The sequence below is a fragment of the Streptomyces sp. NPDC088794 genome, from assembly GCF_044750545.1.
GTDB lineage: Bacteria > Actinomycetota > Actinomycetes > Streptomycetales > Streptomycetaceae > Streptomyces.
Genome location: NZ_JBIVKB010000025.1, coordinates 101,507 through 119,139 on the forward strand (window position 1 = coordinate 101,507; position 17,633 = coordinate 119,139).

Annotated in this window: 16 protein-coding genes; 8 read left to right on the forward strand and 8 right to left on the reverse strand. The window is 71.8% G+C overall.

Going from position 1 to position 17,633, the window contains the following annotated elements; all coding sequences use genetic code 11:
- Positions 1 to 786: an adenosylcobinamide-GDP ribazoletransferase gene (locus ACIP6U_RS45350; protein ID WP_401729058.1), complete on the reverse strand. Its 786-nt coding sequence runs from the start codon at positions 784 to 786 to the stop codon at positions 1 to 3.
- Between the two features lie 60 nt (positions 787 to 846).
- Here ACIP6U_RS45350 and ACIP6U_RS45355 point away from each other — a divergent pair, with 60 nt between their 5' ends.
- A complete protein-coding gene (locus ACIP6U_RS45355; protein WP_401729060.1) occupies positions 847 to 1,611 on the forward strand; it encodes a hypothetical protein in 765 nt (254 codons plus the stop codon).
- 39 nt (positions 1,612 to 1,650) lie between these two features.
- Here ACIP6U_RS45355 and ACIP6U_RS45360 read toward each other — a convergent pair whose 3' ends face one another.
- From ACIP6U_RS45360 to cobT, 3 genes are all read right to left on the reverse strand, one after another.
- The gene (locus tag ACIP6U_RS45360; protein WP_401729061.1) at positions 1,651 to 2,376 is read right to left on the reverse strand and encodes a hypothetical protein; all 726 of its coding nucleotides are present in this window, start codon (positions 2,374 to 2,376) and stop codon (positions 1,651 to 1,653) included.
- Positions 2,373 to 4,109, reverse strand: a complete 1,737-nt coding sequence (locus ACIP6U_RS45365) for a phosphatidylglycerol lysyltransferase domain-containing protein (protein WP_401729063.1) — start codon at positions 4,107 to 4,109, stop codon at positions 2,373 to 2,375. Before ACIP6U_RS45365 ends, ACIP6U_RS45360 begins: the two co-directional genes overlap by 4 nt.
- A gap of 81 nt (positions 4,110 to 4,190) precedes the next feature.
- Positions 4,191 to 5,345, reverse strand: a complete 1,155-nt coding sequence (gene cobT / locus ACIP6U_RS45370) for a nicotinate-nucleotide--dimethylbenzimidazole phosphoribosyltransferase (RefSeq protein ID WP_401729064.1) — start codon at positions 5,343 to 5,345, stop codon at positions 4,191 to 4,193.
- 138 nt (positions 5,346 to 5,483) lie between these two features.
- On the opposite strand from cobT, the gene ACIP6U_RS45375 reads away from it, so the two are divergent.
- Positions 5,484 to 6,146 (forward strand): methyltransferase domain-containing protein, encoded by a 663-nt coding sequence (locus tag ACIP6U_RS45375; RefSeq protein ID WP_401729065.1) that lies wholly within the window; start codon positions 5,484 to 5,486, stop codon positions 6,144 to 6,146.
- On the opposite strand, the gene ACIP6U_RS45380 is transcribed toward ACIP6U_RS45375, so the two are convergent.
- Positions 6,135 to 7,340 carry a bifunctional adenosylcobinamide kinase/adenosylcobinamide-phosphate guanylyltransferase gene (locus tag ACIP6U_RS45380; RefSeq protein WP_401729067.1) on the reverse strand — a complete coding sequence of 402 codons (1,206 nt, stop codon included), beginning with the start codon at positions 7,338 to 7,340 and terminating at the stop codon, positions 6,135 to 6,137. The two genes, ACIP6U_RS45375 and ACIP6U_RS45380, sit on opposite strands and share 12 nt — an antisense overlap.
- Positions 7,341 to 7,454: 114 nt before the next feature.
- Here ACIP6U_RS45380 and ACIP6U_RS45385 point away from each other — a divergent pair, with 114 nt between their 5' ends.
- The gene (locus tag ACIP6U_RS45385) at positions 7,455 to 7,667 is read left to right on the forward strand and encodes a hypothetical protein (protein WP_280877427.1); all 213 of its coding nucleotides are present in this window, start codon (positions 7,455 to 7,457) and stop codon (positions 7,665 to 7,667) included.
- A gap of 52 nt (positions 7,668 to 7,719) precedes the next feature.
- On the opposite strand, the gene ACIP6U_RS45390 is transcribed toward ACIP6U_RS45385, so the two are convergent.
- The 3 genes from ACIP6U_RS45390 to ACIP6U_RS45400 form a co-directional block, all read right to left on the reverse strand.
- Complete coding sequence (locus ACIP6U_RS45390; RefSeq protein ID WP_401729069.1) at positions 7,720 to 8,817, reverse strand: S1C family serine protease; 1,098 nt, start codon at positions 8,815 to 8,817, stop codon at positions 7,720 to 7,722.
- A gap of 92 nt (positions 8,818 to 8,909) precedes the next feature.
- Entirely contained in the window at positions 8,910 to 9,647 is a 738-nt protein-coding gene (locus ACIP6U_RS45395; protein WP_401729088.1) for a class I SAM-dependent methyltransferase, read from the reverse strand.
- Positions 9,648 to 9,694: 47 nt separating this feature from the next.
- Positions 9,695 to 10,333, reverse strand: a complete 639-nt coding sequence (locus tag ACIP6U_RS45400; RefSeq protein ID WP_401729089.1) for a DUF3043 domain-containing protein — start codon at positions 10,331 to 10,333, stop codon at positions 9,695 to 9,697.
- Positions 10,334 to 10,616: 283 nt separating this feature from the next.
- Here ACIP6U_RS45400 and ACIP6U_RS45405 point away from each other — a divergent pair, with 283 nt between their 5' ends.
- The 5 genes from ACIP6U_RS45405 to ACIP6U_RS45425 all read left to right on the forward strand — a co-directional run bounded on the left by ACIP6U_RS45405 (position 10,617) and on the right by ACIP6U_RS45425 (position 17,614).
- Positions 10,617 to 11,414: a PspA/IM30 family protein gene (locus tag ACIP6U_RS45405; protein ID WP_401729070.1), complete on the forward strand. Its 798-nt coding sequence runs from the start codon at positions 10,617 to 10,619 to the stop codon at positions 11,412 to 11,414.
- A 34-nt stretch (positions 11,415 to 11,448) separates the two neighbouring features.
- Positions 11,449 to 11,727 (forward strand): hypothetical protein, encoded by a 279-nt coding sequence (locus ACIP6U_RS45410; RefSeq protein ID WP_401729090.1) that lies wholly within the window; start codon positions 11,449 to 11,451, stop codon positions 11,725 to 11,727.
- A 660-nt stretch (positions 11,728 to 12,387) separates the two neighbouring features.
- Positions 12,388 to 13,611, forward strand: a complete 1,224-nt coding sequence (locus ACIP6U_RS45415) for a sensor histidine kinase (protein ID WP_401729071.1) — start codon at positions 12,388 to 12,390, stop codon at positions 13,609 to 13,611.
- Complete coding sequence (locus ACIP6U_RS45420; protein WP_401729072.1) at positions 13,608 to 14,294, forward strand: response regulator; 687 nt, start codon at positions 13,608 to 13,610, stop codon at positions 14,292 to 14,294. The genes ACIP6U_RS45415 and ACIP6U_RS45420 overlap by 4 nt, the downstream gene beginning before the upstream one ends.
- Positions 14,295 to 14,482: 188 nt before the next feature.
- On the forward strand, positions 14,483 to 17,614 hold the full coding sequence (locus ACIP6U_RS45425) for an efflux RND transporter permease subunit (protein WP_401729074.1): 3,132 nt from the start codon (positions 14,483 to 14,485) through the stop codon (positions 17,612 to 17,614).
- Positions 17,615 to 17,633 lie beyond the last annotated feature (19 nt).

Here is a 17,633-nt window from a genome sequence, read left to right on the forward strand (position 1 = left end):
TCAGTTCCCCAGGCACAACACCAGCAGCGCGAGGGTCGCGGCCGTCTCGGCCAGCGCCCCGAACACATCCCCGGTCACCCCGCCGAACCGCCGCGTGCAGTGCCGCAGAAGGAGTTCGGCCCCACCCAGCCCGACGACCACCGCGACCGCCGTACGGACCACGTCGTACGTCCCGAACAACGCGCCCCCGGCCGCCGCGAGCGCCACCACGACAACGCCCGCACCCACCGCGCCCCGCACCGGCACGACCCCCGCGACCGCCGCCCCCAGCCCCTCGGGCCGCGCCGCAGGCACACCCGTCCGGGCGGCCAGGGTGAGCGCGAGCCGGGCGGTGGCCGCCGAGACGACGGCGGCGAGCGCGCCCCGGCCCCACGAGTCGCCGAAGGCCTGCGCCAGCGCGGCCACCTGCGCCAGCAGCACGAACACCAGCGTGACCACACCGAAAGGCCCGATGTCCGACTGCTTCATGATCCGCAGCGCGTCCTCGGCGGGCTTCCCGCTGCCGAGCCCGTCCGCGGTGTCCGCGAGCCCGTCCAGATGCAGACCACGGGTGAGTACGGCGGGGACGGCGGCGGAGGCGACGGCGGCGAGCGGCGCGCCCGCGCCCAGAGCCAGCAGCAGGACCCCGAGCAGGGCCGCGCCCGCGCCGACCACCAGTCCGGCCGCCGGGGCGCAGAGCATGCCGGCGCGCGCCGCGTCCCGGTCCCAGCGGGTCACCTCGACCGGGAGCGCGGTCAGGGTGCCGAAGGCGAAGCGGAGGCCGTCCGGCCAGGGGGTTCTGGGCACCGGCGCAGGTTACCCGGCGGTCGCGCGGGCGGAAGCGGGTGGCATGGATAAAGTTCACATATGGGACATTGGTTGCATCGGAACATCATCGAGCCCGGCAAGCTGCCGTTGCTCCTCGCTCTGGCGGCCTTCGTCCTGACGTTCCTGATCACCCGCTTGATCACCCGTCTCATCCGGGCGGGCAAGGGGCCGTTCGGCAACGTCAAGGCGGGCGGGCTGCACATCCACCACGTCGTGCCGGGCATCGTGCTGACCATCATCGGCGGCTTCGGGGCGGTGGCCGGCGGGCGGCACGGGTTCGGCTCGGCCGTCTGCGCGGTCATCTTCGGGATGGGCGCGGGTCTGGTCCTCGACGAGTTCGCGCTGATCCTCCACCTCGACGACGTGTACTGGAGCGAGGAGGGTCGTCAGAGCGTCGAGGTCGTGGTCCTGACGGCGGCCCTGGTCGGCCTCGTCCTCTCCGGCTTCGCGCCCTTCGGGGTCAACGACCTGAGCCAGGAGGAGCTTCAGGACCGGGGCGGCGTGATCACGACGGTGGTGGTCAACTTCGTGTTCGCGCTGGCCGTCCTCGCCAAGGGCAAGACCCGCATGGCGATCTTCAGCGTGATCGTCCCGCTGGTCGGCCTGATCGGGCTGATCCGCCTGGCCCGCCCCGGCTCCCCCTGGGCCCGCCGCTTCTACCGCCGCCGCCCGCGAGCCCGCGCCCGTTCCCGGCTCCGCGCCTACCACCACGACCGCCGCTGGGCGGGCCCCAGCCGCCGGTTCCAGGACTGGATCGGCGGCAAGCCGGATCCGGAGCCGCAGCGGGCGCTGCCTCGGGGATGACGGTGTCGCCATCGGCGCCGGCGAGGGGGCGTGCGGGCTTCAAGGGGGCGGGGAGCCCGGCTCCGGACCCCGCGCCCTCGGCCCTCGTGTCGTCGGGCCCCGCGCCCCGGGCCCCCGCTTCCGGTGCCGCAGCGCCGAGATCCCGCACAGCATCGCCACCGTCACGATCGCCGCGAGGTGCTCCTTGCCGGCGAGGTTGTCCTTGAGCACCACCTCGACCCCCATCGCCAGGGCGACCGCGCCGGCGGTGACGTAGGCGCCGTAGCGCCAGCCGAGGAAGATCGCGAGGCCCACCACCGCCGCCGAGGGGCCGGTGTCGACGACCTGGGCGTCCGAGGCGGGCAGGCCGAACGGGCTGCCCGGGCCCAGGGAGATGCCCACGCGCGCGTACAGCGTGCCGGCGAGGGTGGCCGCGTAGGCGATGACGAGCGTGCGCCACCAGCCGAGGCAGATCTCCGCGATGCCGAAGACGAACAGCACCTGCGCGAGCGCGCCCCACACGGGCAGGTCCAGGGCCGGCACGAAGAGCGAGAAGGGGGTGCGCAGCAGCGCCAGCCACAGCGGGTCCTGGGCCCGGACCGCGCCGATGTCCTGCACGAGCTGGTAGCCCCAGGACTGGTTCTGCACGATCTGCACGACCGCCGTGAGACCCACCGCCCCGAGGGTCATCGGGATCGCCCGCCAACGCCGCTTCAGCAGCGGCTCGCGCACGGTGACGTGGAGCAGTCCCCATTCGGCGCGGGCCCAGCGGGCGAGGTGGGTCATCTGTGCGTCTCCAGGTGCTTGCGATGCAGCCACTTCGGCAACCCCGGCGCCTCCAGAAAACCTTCCGCGCGAGCCGAGGCGATGCCGATGCGCGGGAGGTCCGCGCTCTTCTCGAAGAGCAGGAACCGTGGCTCCCAGATGGGCCGGTACTTGGCGTTGGCCCGGTACAGCGACTCGATCTGCCACCACCGCGAGAAGAAGCTCAGCAGTGACCGCCACAGCCGCAGCACCGGGCCGGCGCCGAGGCGCCCCCCACGTTCGAAGACCGATCGGAACATGGCGAAGTTGAGTGAGACCTGGGTGATCCCGATCTCGCGGCCCCTGCGCAGGAGTTCGATCACCATGAACTCCATCAGCCCGTTCTCGGAGTCACGGTCGCGCCGCATGAGGTCGAGCGAGAGCCCGCGCGGCCCCCACGGCACGAAGGACAGCAGCGCCCGCAGCCGCCCCTCCGCGTCCGTGCACTCCAGCATCACGCAGCGCCCGTCCTCGGGATCCCCGAGCCGGCCGAGCGCCATGCTGAACCCGCGCTCGGTGGCCCCGTCCCGCCAGTCGTCCGCCCGCTTCAGCAGATACGCCAACTCGTCGGCGGGGATGTCCTCGTGACGCCGGATACGCACCGTGTACCCAGCCCGCTTCACCCGGTTGTAGGCCTGCCGCACGGTCCGCATGGCCCGCCCCTCCAGGGTGAACTCGGCGACCTCGACCAGCGCTTCGTCGCCCAGTTCGAGCGCGTCCAGGCCGTGCCGGGCGTACACCGTGCCGGCCTCCTCGCCGGCCCCCATCACCGCCGGGATCCACCCGTGCGCGCGGGCCTCGGCCAGCCACGGATCGATGGCGCCGGGCCACGCCTCGGGGTCGCCGATCGGGTCGCCGGAGGCCAGCGAGACACCGCCCACGACCCGGTAGGCGACGGCCGCCTTGCCGGTCGGCGACCACACCACGCTCTTCTCCCGGCGCAGCGCGAAGTAGCCGAGCGAGTCCCGCTCGCCCTGCCGCTCCAGCAGCTCGCGCAGCCGCTTCTCGTCGTCCTCGGTGAGCGGGTCGACGGCGCGCCGGGAGCGGAAGGCGGCGTAGAAGACGGCGAGGACCAGGGCCGTGCTGAGCACGTTGATGCCGACGTTCACCCAGTTCGGCGTCTCGATGCCGGGGAAGCGGGCCTCGCTCGCGGCGACCGACACCAGCCGGAAGGTGCCGTAGTGCCAGCGCTCCAGGAACGTCGAACGGGCCGCGTCCGACGCCTGGTTGGTGACCGTCACCAGCAGCGCGGCGAGCAGCGAGCAGGCCAGGGTGCCGCCGACCGCGACGGCGGCGGCGAGCCTCGGGTTGGACCGGTCGCCCTTCGCGTAGAACTCCCGCCGCCCGACCACGAGGGCGACGACGAAGGCGGCGGTGAGGGCCAGCGAGATCCAGTTCTGCGCGTGCCCGCGCATCTCCGGGAACGCCATCGCGAGGGAGAACAGCGCGAGGAAGGGTCCGGCCAGCGCGAGGTTCAGGATCCATGCGGCGCGCTTGCGGCGCCGCATGGTGATGGCCAGGAAGACGGTGAACACCCCGGACGCGAAGCCGGCGGTGAGCAGGTACGGGGTGAAGAAGTCCTCTTGGTTGTGCCGCCGCACGTCCTGTCCGAGGGAGACCCAGATCGCGCTCAGAAAGTTGACGAACGCGACGAGCCGCAGGTACCAGACGGCGAAAGCGGCGGCCCGCCGCGAGGCAATTCGGGCATCTCCCATGGAGAAGGATCATATGGGCGATGCCCTGACGAACCGTCCTTCTTTCGTCTGACGTGCGGTCGACTTTCGGCTCTTTGAGGCCTACTCGGTCTCTTCTTTCGCCAGTTCGCCGGAGACCTCCGGCTCACCGGACGCCTCGGCCCCCTCGACGGTCGCCGGCTCCTCCGGCTTCTCCGTCTCCTCGGGCTCCGCGGGCTTCTCCGGCAGTTCGGCGGCCAGCGCGGCCGCCGCCTGGACCAGGGGCAGCGCCAGCAGGGCTCCCGCGCCCTCGCCCACCGTCACCCCGTGTGCCAGCAGCGGTTCCAGTGCCATCCGGTCCAGGGCCTTCGCCTGGCCCGGCTCCCCGCTGTCGTGCGCGGCCAGCCACCAGTCCGGCGCCCGGAACGCGATCCGCTGGGCCACCAGCGCACAGGCGGCGGCCACCACCCCGTCCAGGATCACCGGCGTCTTGCGCACCGCGCTCTGGAGCAGGAAGCCCGTCATCGCGGTGAGGTCGGCCCCGCCCACGGTCGCCAGCAGCTGCAACTGCTCCCCGAGCACCGGCCGGGCCCGGCGCAGCGCGTCGCGGATCGCCGCGCACTTGCGCATCCACGCCAGGTCGTCGATCGCCAGGCCGCCCCGCCCGGTCACCACCGACGCGTCGGTCCCGCACAGCGCGGCGATCAGCACGCCCGCCGCCGTCGTCCCGCCCACGCTCACATCGCCGAGCACCACCAGATCCGTACCGGAGTCGGCCTCTTCGTCGGCCACCGCCATCCCGGCACGGAACGCGGCCTCCGCCTCCTCGGCGGTCAGCGCGTCCTCGATGTCGATCCGCCCGCTGCCGCGCCGCACCCGATGCCGTACGACCTCGTCCGGCAGCGTCTCGGGGTCGCAGTCCAGGGCCATGTCGACGACCCGCACCGGCACGCCCAGTCGGCGCGCCAGGACCGACACCGGCCGGCCGCCCTCCAGGACGTCCCGCACCAGCTGTCCGGCGCTGCCCGCGGGGCGCGCGGAGACGCCGAGTCCGGCCACTCCGTGGTCACCGGCGAAGAGCACGACCCGCGGCTGTCCGATCGGCCGCACCGGTACGGCGGACTGCGCCGCGGCCAGCCACTCACCCAGTTCGTCGAGGCGGCCCAGCGACCCGGGCGGCACGATCTGACGCTCCCGGCGGGCCTCGGCGTCGCGGCGCACTCCGCCGTCGGGGCGCTCGATCAGATCGGAGAAGTCGTCGAGATTAAGCGAGCTCATTCGCCGAACAGTACCGGCACCGATCGAACGGTTCCGCGCCACATGGGCACCACGCGCACGTGACGTCGTTGCTCCCAAGATCAAGACCCCATATGTTCCGCTTTGCAGCGGATTGTCATACGTCTTCGGGAGCCGCACATGTCACCACTCGCCGCACTCTCCCTACTCTCCGCACGTTCCGTCCGGTCCTTCCGCTCCGCCGGATCGGCTCTCACCGCCCTGCGCGCCCGGGCCGGCGTCCTACGCGCGCGTGCCGACGACCTCGACCGGCGCCGCCGTCACCGCTCAACCGCCCGCGCGCTGCTGCGAGTCGAGCCCGAACCCGAGAGCTGGCTGGACGTCGGCACCGGCGACGCGCAGTTCCCGGCGACGGCGAAGGAGCTGTTCCCCTACACGTCCTTCGACGGCATCGACCCCACCGCGCGCGTCCTGGCGGCCCGCGAGGAGGAGCGCGTCGAGGAGGCGTACGTGGGCGACCTGACGGACCCGCAGCTCACCCGAGCCCTGCGCGCCCGCTACGACGTGGTCACCCTCCTCCACCCCCCGACCCCCGACGAGGACCTCCGGGCGGCCCTCACCCTCCTGCGCCCCGGCGGCCTCCTCCTCCTGGAGACGCCCCGCCCCCGCGTGGACGCCCTGCGCACCGAACTGGAGTCCCAGGGCTGCGAGATCGTCCCGCCGAAGCCCCGCAGACTCCTCGACCGCCCGTTCCTCGACGGCTCCTTCCTCAACGGCCCGTTGTCGGACCGCCTCCGCCCCACCGCCCGAATCGTCGCCCGCCGGGCGCCCTCAGCCCCGTAGCACCAGCGCCTGGCCCGCCACCAGCAGCACCACCTGCTCGCACTCGCTCGCGAACGCGGCGTTCAGCCGGCCCAGCTCGTCCCGGTAGCGCCGTCCCGACGCGGTGGCCGGCACGATCCCCGAGCCGACCTCGTTCGAGACGGCGACCACGGTCCGCCTGCTCGCGCGCACCGCGTCCGTCAGCTCCCGCATCCGCTCGCGCAGCGCCCGTTCACCGCCGTCCGCCCATACGGCGTCGTCCCACGCCCCCACGGAGTCCATGGCGTCCGTCAGCCACAGGGACAGACAGTCGATGAGCAGCGGCGCGCCGTCGTCCTTCAGGAGGGGCACCAGGTCGCAGGTCTCGGTGGTCCGCCACGACCCCGGGCGGCGCTCCCGGTGCACGGCGACCCGGGACGCCCACTCGGTGTCCCCGCCGCGCGTGCCGCCGGTGGCCACGTAGAGCACGTCCGGAAAGGCCTCGAGCCGCCGCTCGGCCTCCACCGACTTCCCGGACCGGGCCCCACCGAGCACCAGCGTCCGCCGCGGTACGTCGGGCACGTCCTCGTACACCCCCACGGTCAGGGTCGTCCCGTCCGGCACGGCCCGCGCGCCCGCCGCGGCCAGCCGTCGCCGCAGCTCGGCGCCGGGCGGCACGTCATGGTCCAGATGGACGGCGACGACGTCCGTGGTCGGCCCCAGCGCCCCCACCGCCCGCAGCCTGGCGAGCGCGTCCGGCCGCCCCACGACATCGGCGAGCACCATGGCGTACGACTCCACGGCCCCGTTGCCGTCAAGGCCGGCCGGCGCGCCCCCCGGCGGCAGATACAGCAGCCGCTGTCCGTCCGGACCGGTCACCGCGTACCCGGTGCCCGGCGCGTCCATCGACACCGCCCGCACCCGATGCCCCGTCAGCAGCGCCAACTCCCGCCCGTCCGGCACCCGACCGGGCTGCGGCAGCCCCACCGGCACCTCGACGGCGGGCCCGTCGTGCGGATGCGACAACAGCACCTGCCGTACGCCGCTGAGCGAACGCCCGGCCCGCGCCGCCGCGAAGGCCGCACCCGGCGTCAGGTCCAGCAGCAACGTGCCGTCGATGAGCAGCGCGGTCGCCGCGCGCGCGTGCTCCCCGAGGGAGGTGGCGCAGGTCGCGCAGGAACAGTCGGGGCGGGGCAGACCCGCCGGGGCACCGGTGCCGAGCAGTGTTACTTCCACAGAAGTGATTTTCGCGTGTCTGCGCAGGTGTTGCCCGTCCGACTAGTCTGCACAGCAGGAGCCGGACCAAGATCCGGCTCTCGCTCTGCAGGTGCTCAGACACGGGAGGCGTACATGGCGGCATGGACGTGGCGGTTCGAGAAGACCGACGGGGCGGAGGTCCCGCCCGCGGTGCAGCCCGAGGAGTTCACCACGCAGGGGGACGCCGAGTCGTGGATCGGGGAGCACTGGAAGGCACTCCTCGAAGGCGGCGCGGACCAGGTGCGGCTGTTCGAGGACACCACGGAGATCTACGGTCCGATGAGCCTGCACGCCCAGGACGCGTAGGGGCTCCGCGGGACATGGACACAGGGGGGCGGCGTACCGGCCGCCCCCTCGGTCACTGTTCGCCCAGCGTCACGTCCGTCTTGTCCTCGTCTCCGTCACGTGTGTACGTCACGGTCGTCTTCTGACCGGGCCTGTCCTCGGCCAGTGCCTCCGAGAGTGACGTGATGGTGGTGATGTCCGTGTCACCCAGCCTGGTGATGATGTCGCCGGCCTCGATGCCCGCCTTGTCCGCGGCCCCGCCGCTCTTCACCTCGACGACGGCGACCCCGGCGGCCCGGTAGGTGCCGTCCACGACCGTACGGCCGGTGATGCCGAGCGCGGCCCGGCCCGAGTCGGTCACCTTGCCGTCCTTGATGATCTGGTCGGCGACCGTCTTCACCATCGAGGACGGGATCGCGAACCCGATACCCGGCGCCGCGCTGCCCCCGAGGTCGGGGTCGGTGGCCGCGAGGGTCGGGATGCCGATGACCTGCCCGTCGAGGTTGACGAGCGCGCCTCCGCTGTTGCCGGGGTTGATCGCGGCCGAGGTCTGCACCATGTTGGCGATGGTCGCGCCCGTACCCCCGCCGCTGCTGCCCTCGCTGACGGTCCGTCCGGTCGCCGAGACGATGCCCTGCGTCACGCTGGACGACAGCCCGAGCGGCGAGCCCATCGCCAGGACGATCTGCCCGACGTCGACCTTCGAGGAGTCGGCGAAGGAGGCCGCCTTGAGCCCGTCCGGCACCTTGTCCAGCTTCACCACGGCGAGGTCCTGCTCGGGGTAGGAGTACACGAGCTTGGCGCTGAGCACGTCCTCGCTGTTGGCGGTCGTCACCTTGAACGTCGTCTCGTCCCCGACGACGTGCGCGTTGGTGACGATGTGCCCCTGGTCGTCGTACACGACCCCGGAGCCCAGATCGCTGCTGGCCTGGATCTGCACCACCGACGGCAGAACGTCCTTGATCACCTTGAGGTAGTCGTTCTGGAGATCGTCGCCGGACGCGGGCGCGGCGACCTCGGCGGCCTGCGCGGCCTGCTCGGTCCGCGCCTTCGACGTCCCGCCCTCGCCCGCCGAACCGGACCCGGAACACCCGCTCAGCAGGGCGAGCGAACAGGACAGCACGGCGACGGGAGCGAGCAGCCGGACGGCACGGTTACGGGAAGCATCCATGCCCCGAGTGTCTCTTCGGGGTGATTGTCCGGCTTGCCCGGTTCACCCGAACGAGCTGACCGGTGCCCGCGCCGGGACCGGGCCCCGTGCCGTCAGCCGCGCACGCCGCACAGATGCAGCAGCGCCGCCACCCGCCGGTACGGATCCGTTCGCCCGGCCCGCTCCTCGGCCGCCAGCAGCGTCTCCACGTCGTCCGGCGCGAGCACCCCGTCGGCCGCCGTGTCCGTGAAGACCCGGACGCCGTACCAGGCGTGCAGCGGTGCCCCGATGCCCGCGAGCGTGGCCGTGAGGGTGTCCAGCCGGTCGGCACGCACGTCGAGTCCGAGCCGGTTCGTGTACGAGACGGTGTCGAAGGCGTCGAGGGCGCCGGCCCAGTCACCCGACAACCCCGGCCGCATCGCCAGGGCGTCGCCGTTGCGCACGAGCAGCGACAGCAGTCCGCCCGGCGCGAGCATCCGGGCCAGCCCCGCCAGCAGGGCGTCCGGATCACCGACGTACATGAGCACCCCGTGGCAGAGCACCACGTCGAAGCTGCCCGGCAGGAAGTGCACCCCCGTGTCCCGCCCGTCGCCCTGGACCAGGCGCACCCGTTCCCGGATGCCCTCCGGCTCGGCGGCGACGGCCTCGCGGGCCGCGGAGATCATCGTGGGGTCCTGCTCGACCCCGGTCACCTGATGTCCGGCCCGGGCCAGCCGCAGCGCCTGGGTGCCCTGGCCCATCCCCACGTCGAGCACGCGCAGCCGCTGCCCGACCGGGAACCGCCCGGTTATCTGAGCCTCTAGCTGCCGAGCGACAAGCTCCTGTCGTACGACATCCCGCAGCCCGCCCAGCTTGCTCAGCCAGGCATCCGCCGCGCCCCCGGAGAAGGAATCCGCGCTCAGGGCCGCTCTCCGCGCTTGACCTGCGGCTTCGGCAGCCGGAGACGGCGCATCTGGAGGGAGCGCATCAACGCGTAGGCGACGGCACCCCTGCGGTTCTGGTCCGGGAAGCGCTCGGCGAGCCGCTTCTTCAGCCGGAAGGCGTTGACGAACGCGTCGACCAGGATGAGCACGATCACGACCAGCCACAGCAGCAGCGCGATGCTCTGCAGCGCGCCCACGCGCACCATGCTCAGCACCAGGATGACCACGGCCATCGGCAGGAAGAACTCGGCCACGTTGAACCGCGAGTCGATCCAGTCGCGCGCGAACTTGCGCACCGGGCCCTTGTCCCGCGCGGGCAGGTAGCGCTCGTCGCCACTGGCCAGCGCCTGGCGCTGACGCTGCATCGCGGTACGCCGCTCCTCGCGCTGACGCTTGGAGGCGTCCTTGCGCGTCATCGACGTACTGGCGACGCTGCGGCGCTGGGACTGGGCCTCATTGCGCTTGGGCGTCGGGCGGCCCTTGGGGGCCTGCGGGTCACGGGTCTGCTTGGAGTCGGTCAGCGACGCCTTGTCGGCGGGCGCGGCCTTCTCTTCCTTGGCGCGGCTTCGGAACACAAAACCCAAGGGTAAGGGGTGGCCGGGGTTGGACCCCAGCCCGGCGGGGAACGATCCGGCAACACCAGTCGTCCTGTAAGGGACAGAGGGGACGTTGCACGTACTTCCGGCCCCGGGTCCTTGGCGGGTACCTCTTGGGTACTTCTCGGGGGTCACCCTGGGGGGACACCTACTCCCTACGCCGGAGCGGGAGCGAGCGCAGTCGTCCTTGGGGATGACCGCATCCGTCCCGGAACAGTGCGTCAATGGATGCAGGGCCCGTACTGTGGGTTCTGTCGCAGAGCTGGAGCTGGAGTCCGTCAGAAGGGGGCGCGCGAAGCCCATGAGCGGTGTCATGAAGCGTATGGGGATGATCTTCCGCGCGAAGGCGAACAAGGCCCTTGACCGGGCCGAGGACCCGCGCGAAACCCTCGATTACTCGTACCAGAAGCAGCTGGAGCTGCTTCAGAAGGTACGCAGGGGAGTGGCCGACGTCGCCACCTCCCGCAAGCGTCTGGAGCTCCAGCTCAACCAGCTGCAGTCGCAGTCCTCGAAGCTGGAGGACCAGGGCCGCAAGGCCCTCGCCCTCGGCCGCGAGGACCTGGCCCGCGAGGCGCTCTCGCGCCGGGCCGCGCTCCAGCAGCAGGTGACCGACCTGGAGACGCAGCACGCGACGCTCCAGGGCGAGGAGGAGAAGCTCACCCTTGCGGCCCAGCGCCTCCAGGCCAAGGTCGACGCCTTCCGTACGAAGAAGGAGACGATCAAGGCGACCTACACCGCCGCCCAGGCGCAGACCCGGATCGGCGAGGCCTTCTCCGGCATCTCCGAGGAGATGGGCGACGTCGGCATGGCCATCCAGCGCGCCGAGGACAAGACGGCCCAGCTCCAGGCCCGCGCCGGCGCCATCGACGAACTGCTCGCCTCGGGCGTCCTCGACGACCACTCCGGTCTGGCCAAGGACGACATCCAGAGCGAGCTGGACCGGCTCTCCGGTGGTACGGATGTAGAGCTGGAACTGCAGCGCATGAAGGCGGAACTGGCCGGCGGCCCGTCCTCGCAGCAGCAGGCGATCGAGGGCGGCAACGGCCAGTCGCAGGCCCAGCAGCAACCGCAGGACACCCCACGCTTCGACAAGCAGTGAGGGCCCACGCCTAGGAGGCCGACACATGGGCGACATGGTCGTACGGATCATGGGGGAGGGACAGGTGAGGCTGGCCGACAGCCACCTCACCGAACTCAACAAGCTGGACGACGAACTCCTGCGCGAGATGGAGAACGGCGACGGCCCCGGCTTCCGCCGCACCCTCCAGGCCCTCCTCGCCAAGGTCCGAGAACTGGGCACCCCGCTCCCGGACGCCTCCCTGGAACCCTCCGAACTGATCCTCCCGTCCCCGGACGCGACCTTGGAGGAAGTCCGGGACCTGCTGAGCGACGACGGCTTGATCCCGGGCTGAGCAGAAAGAAGCTGAGCAGAAAGAAGGGGCAAGGGGTGGGGCGGGCCCGCGGTTTTGTCCTTGAGCCCGTCCCGCGTCCGAGGACGGCTGTTCACTGCCCCGAACCCCCACCCACCCGGAGGGGGCGGCAGCTGAAGGAGACGGCGCCTCACGGATGCCGGTCCGCATCTCTCGGCTCGTGCGGTGTCCGAGGACGGCTAGGTGCCATCCCGAGCCCCCACCCACCCGGAGGGGGCGGCAGCTGAAGGAGACGGCATCTCCCGGATGCCGGTCCGCATCTCTCGGCTTGTCCGGTGTTCGAGGGCGGCTGTGTGCCATCCCGAACCCCCACCCGCCCGGAGGGGGCGGCGGCTGAAGGGGACGGCATCTCCCGGATGCCGGTCCGCATCTCTCGGCTTGTGCGGTGTTCGAGGGCGGCTGTGTGTCATCCCGAACCCCCACCCACCCGGAGGGGGCGGCAGCTGAAGGGGACGGCACTTCACGGATACCGGTCCGCGTCTTTCAGCCCGTCCGGCGTTTGAGGACGAGGCCGTTCAGGCCGAAGCGGGGGGCTGGGGGCGGCAGCCCCCAGGAACGCCCACGCCAATGCCCGAAACCGCACAGGAAACCGACAGTCGGCCCCCGTTCAAAGCCCCGCAGGGACGCCGTACTGTTCAGGACGTGAGCCGCACCCAAGACCGCGCCCGCCACCACCTGAAGGCGCACCCCCTCGCGCTGGACGCGGCCCTGGCGTTCGGCGTCCTGGTCTGCATGGTGGCCGGCTCATACGTCGACCCGCACGGAAAGCACGGCGTCGACTGGGGCATCCGCACCCCCGACGCCCTCTCCCTCGTCCTCATCGTCCTCGGCGCCCTCGCCCTGGTCTTCCGCCGCCGCGCCCCCCGGACGGTCCTCGCCCTCACCGGCACCGTCTCCCTGATCGAGTGCGTCGTCGGAGACCCCCGCGCCCCCGTCGCCATGGCAGCGGTCATCGCCCTCTACACCGTCGCGTACACCACCGACCGCGCCACCACCGTGCGCCTCGGCCTGCTGACGATGACCGTCCTGACCGGCGCCTCGATGCTGGCAGGACCCCTGCCCTGGTACGCCCAGGAGAACCTCGCGATCTTCGCCTGGACCGGCATCGGCGCCACCGCCGGAGACGCCGTCCGCAGCCGGCGCGCGGTCGTCCAGGCGATCCGGGACCGCGCCGAGCGAGCGGAACGCACCCGCGAGGAGGAGGCCCGCCGCCGCGTCGCCGAGGAGCGCCTGCGGATCGCCCGTGACCTGCACGACGTCGTCGCCCACCACATCGCCCTGGTCAACGTGCAGGCCGGAGTCGCCGCGCACGTGATGGACAAGCGGCCCGACCAGGCCAAGGAAGCCCTCGCCCACGTACGCGAGGCCAGCCGCTCCGCGCTCAACGAACTGCGCGCCACCGTCGGCCTGTTGCGTCAGTCCGGCGACCCCGAGGCCCCCACCGAACCGGCGCCGGGCCTGGACCGCCTCGACGAACTCGTCGGCACCTTCCGCAGCGCGGGACTGCGCGTCGAGGTCGCCCGCTCGGACCACGGCACCACCCTGCCCGCCGCCGTCGGCCTGGCCGCCTACCGCGTGGTCCAGGAGGCCCTCACCAACGTGCAGAAACACGCCGGTACGGAGGCGAAGGCGGAGGTCAGCGTCGTACGCGTGGGCCCGAACATCGAGATCACCGTCCTGGACAACGGCGCCGGGGAGGACGACGATCCGGAGAGCGGCGGCGGCCACGGACTGCTCGGCATGCGCGAACGCGTCACCGCCCTGCGCGGCACCCTGACCACCGGTCCCCGCTACGGCGGCGGCTTCCGCGTCCATGCGATCCTGCCGGTCAAGACCCGCTCACGCGCCTCGGGGGACCCCGTATGACGACCATCCGCGTCCTGCTCGCCGACGACCAGGCCCTGTTGCGCAGCGCCTTCCGGGTGCTCGTCGACTCGGAGCCCGACATGGAGGTCGTGGGCGAGGCGTCCGACGGCGCGGAGGCGGTACGGCTGGCCAAGCAGGAGCGGGCCGACGTCGTGCTGATGGACATCCGGATGCCCGGCACCGACGGCCTCGCGGCCACCCGCATGATCAGCGCCGACCCCTCCCTCGCGCACGTCCGGGTCGTCATCCTGACCACCTTCGAGGTCGACGACTACGTCGTGCAGTCGCTGCGCGCCGGCGCCTCCGGGTTCCTCGGCAAGGGCAGCGAACCCGACGAGCTCCTCTCCGCCATCCGCGTCGCGGCCGGCGGCGAGGCACTGCTCTCCCCGGCCGCCACCAAGGGCCTGATCGCCCGCTTCCTCGCCCAGGGCGGCGCGGCCGACGACGGCCGCGACCCGGCCCGCGCAGAGCGGCTCGACGCGCTCACCGTGCGGGAGCGCGAGGTGCTGGTCCAGGTCGCCGGCGGACTCTCCAACGACGAGATCGCCGAGCGCCTGGAGGTCAGCCCGCTCACGGTGAAGACCCACGTCAACCGGGCCATGGCCAAGCTCGGCGCCCGCGACCGGGCCCAACTGGTCGTGATCGCCTACGAGTCGGGGCTGGTACGTCCAAGGGTGGAGTGAACTCCACCGGCCGTACTGCGGCCGGAGTATGCGCCGGATAAGGAACGGGACCTGGGAGCTAGGAATCGGGGCTCCCCGATGGCTCAGGGTGAGAGGGCGGACGCTCACCTGTGCATCCGCTGTCGACTCCTGCCCTTCTGACCCTCCCAGAAGGCTCCCTCCCCTCCCGGAAGTGAGAACCCTCACCCATGTCCTGGCTGTCCCGATTCAGCCTCGCGCAACGGGCCCTGATAGGTCTGATGTCCATCATCGTGCTCGCCTTCGGAGCGATCGCGATACCGCAGCTCAAGCAGCAACTGCTGCCCTCCATCGAACTGCCCATGGTGTCCGTGATCGCCCCCTACCAGGGCGCCGCACCCGACGTCGTCGAGAAGCAGGTCGTCGAGCCGATCGAGGACAACCTCGAAGCCGTCGACAGCATCACCGGCGTCACCTCCACGGCGAGCGAGGGCAACGCCGTGATCATGGCCTCCTTCGACTACGGCAACGACACCAAGCAACTCGTCGCCGACGTCCAGCAGGCCGTCAACCGGGCCCGCGTCCAGCTCCCGGACGACGTCGACCCGCAGGTCGTCGCCGGCTCCACGGACGACATCCCGACGGTCGTCCTCGCCGTCACCTCCGAGCAGGACCAGCAGGCCCTCGCCGACCGGCTCGACCGGACCGTCGTACCGGATCTGGAGGGCATCGACGGCGTCCGCCAGGTCACCGTCGACGGGGTGCGGGACCTCCAGGTCACCGTCACGCCCGACGACGCGAAGCTGGCGCGGGCGGGCCTCACCACCCTCGCCCTCGGCCAGGCCCTCCAGGCGGGCGGCGCGACCGTCCCGGCCGGTTCCTTCGACGAGGACGGCGCCAACCGCACCGTCCAGGTGGGCGGCGGCTTCACCTCGTTGACGCAGATCCAGGACCTGATGGTCACGGGCCAGGGCGGCGGCAAGCCGGTGCGCCTCGGAGACGTGGCCACCGTCGAGCAGCGGCAGGCCACCGCCGACTCCATCACCCGCACCGACGGCAGGCCGAGCCTCGCGGTGTCGGTCACCATGGACCACGACGGCAGCGCGGTCGCCATCTCCGACGCGGTCGAGGACAAGCTGCCCGGCCTGCGCAAGGACGTCGGCTCCGGCGCGAGCATCACGGTCGTCAGCGACCAGGGCCCGGCGGTCTCGAAGTCCATCAGCGGCCTGACCACCGAGGGCGCGCTCGGCCTGCTCTTCGCGATCCTGGTCATCCTGGTGTTCCTGGCCTCGGTCCGCTCGACCCTGGTCACCGCGGTGAGCATCCCGCTCTCGGTCGTGCTCGCGCTGATCGTCCTGTGGACGCGCGACCTGTCCCTCAACATGCTGACGCTGGGCGCGCTGACCATCGCCATCGGCCGGGTCGTCGACGACTCGATCGTGGTCCTGGAGAACATCAAACGGCACCTCGGCTACGGCGAGGAGCGCGAGGAGGCCATCCTCAAGGCGGTCCGCGAGGTGGCCGGCGCGGTCACCTCCTCGACCCTCACCACCGTCGCCGTCTTCCTGCCGATCGGGCTGGTCGGCGGCATGGTGGGCGAGCTGTTCGGCTCGTTCAGCCTGACGGTGACGGCGGCCCTGCTGGCCTCGCTGCTGGTGTCGCTGACGGTCGTACCGGTCCTGTCGTACTGGTTCCTGCGCGCCCCCAAGGGCACACCGGGCGACGCCGAACAGGCCCGCCGGCTGGCCGAGGAGAAGGAGGCGAAGAGCCGCCTCCAGCGGATCTACGTCCCCGTCCTGCGCTTCGCGACCCGTCGCCGCCTCACCAGCGTGCTGCTCGCGGCCGTGGTCCTGATCGGCACGTTCGGCATGGCGCCGCTGCTGAAGACGAACTTCTTCGACCAGGGCGAACAGGAAGTCCTCACCGTCAAGCAGGAGTTGGAGCCCGGCACCAGCCTGGCGGCCACCGACGCGCAGGCCAGGAAGGTCGAGCAGCTGCTCGGCGCCACCAAGGGCGTCAAGGACTACCAGGTCACCATCGGCTCGTCCGGCTTCATGGCGGCCTTCGGCGGCGGCACGGACACCAACCAGGCCTCGTACCAGGTGATGCTGGAGGACTCGGCGTCCTACGAGGACGTGCAGGACGGCATCGAGTCCGGCCTGAAGAAGCTGACCGGCATCGGCACCACCACCGTCTCCGCCGGTGACGGCTTCGGCAACCAGGACCTGAGCGTGGTCGTGAAGGCGGCCGACGGGAACGTGCTGCGTACGGCGGCCGAGCAGGTCCGCAAGGCCGTGGCGGGGCTCGACGACGTCACCGACGTCAGCAGCGATCTGTCGCAGAGCGTGCCGCGCATCTCGGTCAAGGCCAACTCCAAGGCGGCGGCGGCCGGTTACAACGACCAGACGCTCGGCGCGGCGGTCACCGAGGCGGTCAAGGGCACCACGGCCGCCAAGGCGACCCTGGACGACACCGAGCGCGACGTCGTCATCAAGTCGGCCAGGCCGGCGGCGACTCTTGCCCAGTTGAGGAATCTCAAGCTCGGTCCGGTGAAGCTGGGCGACATCGCCACGGTGAAGCTGGTCGACGGACCGGTCTCGATGACCCGGATCGACGGCCAGCGCGCGGCGACCATCAGCGCGCGGCCGACCGGCGACAACACGGGCGCGGTGAGCGGCAAGCTGGGGACCGAGATCGACGCCCTGAAGCTGCCGGCCGGCGCCACCGCCGAGATCGGCGGGGTCAGTTCGGACCAGGACGACGCGTTCAAGAACCTGGCCCTGGCGATGCTGGCGGCGATCGCGATCGTCTTCATGCTGCTGGTCGCGACCTTCCGCTCGCTCGTCCAGCCGCTGATCCTGCTGGTCTCCATCCCGTTCGCGGCGACCGGCGCGATCGGCCTGCTGATCGTCACCGGCACCCCGATGGGTGTCCCCGCGATGATCGGCATGCTGATGCTGATCGGCATCGTGGTGACCAACGCGATCGTGCTGATCGACCTGATCAACCAGTACCGCAAGCAGGGGTACGGCGTCGTCGAGGCAGTGGTCGAGGGCGGCCGGCACCGCCTGCGGCCCATCCTCATGACGGCCCTGGCGACGATCTTCGCCCTGCTCCCGATGGCCCTGGGCGTCACCGGCGAGGGCGGCTTCATCGCGCAGCCGCTGGCGGTGGTCGTCATCGGCGGCCTGATCACGTCGACCCTGCTCACCCTGCTCCTGGTGCCGACGCTCTACGCGATGCTCGAACTCCGCAAGGAGCGCCGGGCGTCGAAGCGCGCGGCGAAGCAGACGAGGAGGACCGAGCCGCCGGCCCGGCGATCCGCCTCGGACGAACCGGAGCCGGAGCCCGCGGGAGTGTGACGGCCGAGGCGGCCGGGCC

What these genes read in the sequence shown, in the direction of transcription:
- ACIP6U_RS45355 (WP_401729060.1), top strand. Translation starts at nt 847, where the DNA reads ATGGGACATTGGTTGCATCGGAACATCATCGAGCCCGGCAAGCTGCCG.
- ACIP6U_RS45360 (WP_401729061.1), bottom strand. Translation starts at nt 2,376, where the DNA reads ATGACCCACCTCGCCCGCTGGGCCCGCGCCGAATGGGGACTGCTCCAC.
- ACIP6U_RS45365 (WP_401729063.1), bottom strand. Translation starts at nt 4,109, where the DNA reads ATGGGAGATGCCCGAATTGCCTCGCGGCGGGCCGCCGCTTTCGCCGTC.
- cobT (WP_401729064.1), bottom strand. Translation starts at nt 5,345, where the DNA reads ATGAGCTCGCTTAATCTCGACGACTTCTCCGATCTGATCGAGCGCCCC.
- ACIP6U_RS45375 (WP_401729065.1), top strand. Translation starts at nt 5,484, where the DNA reads ATGTCACCACTCGCCGCACTCTCCCTACTCTCCGCACGTTCCGTCCGG.
- ACIP6U_RS45385 (WP_280877427.1), top strand. Translation starts at nt 7,455, where the DNA reads ATGGCGGCATGGACGTGGCGGTTCGAGAAGACCGACGGGGCGGAGGTC.
- ACIP6U_RS45390 (WP_401729069.1), bottom strand. Translation starts at nt 8,817, where the DNA reads ATGGATGCTTCCCGTAACCGTGCCGTCCGGCTGCTCGCTCCCGTCGCC.
- ACIP6U_RS45405 (WP_401729070.1), top strand. Translation starts at nt 10,617, where the DNA reads ATGAGCGGTGTCATGAAGCGTATGGGGATGATCTTCCGCGCGAAGGCG.
- ACIP6U_RS45410 (WP_401729090.1), top strand. Translation starts at nt 11,449, where the DNA reads ATGGTCGTACGGATCATGGGGGAGGGACAGGTGAGGCTGGCCGACAGC.
- ACIP6U_RS45420 (WP_401729072.1), top strand. Translation starts at nt 13,608, where the DNA reads ATGACGACCATCCGCGTCCTGCTCGCCGACGACCAGGCCCTGTTGCGC.
- ACIP6U_RS45425 (WP_401729074.1), top strand. Translation starts at nt 14,483, where the DNA reads ATGTCCTGGCTGTCCCGATTCAGCCTCGCGCAACGGGCCCTGATAGGT.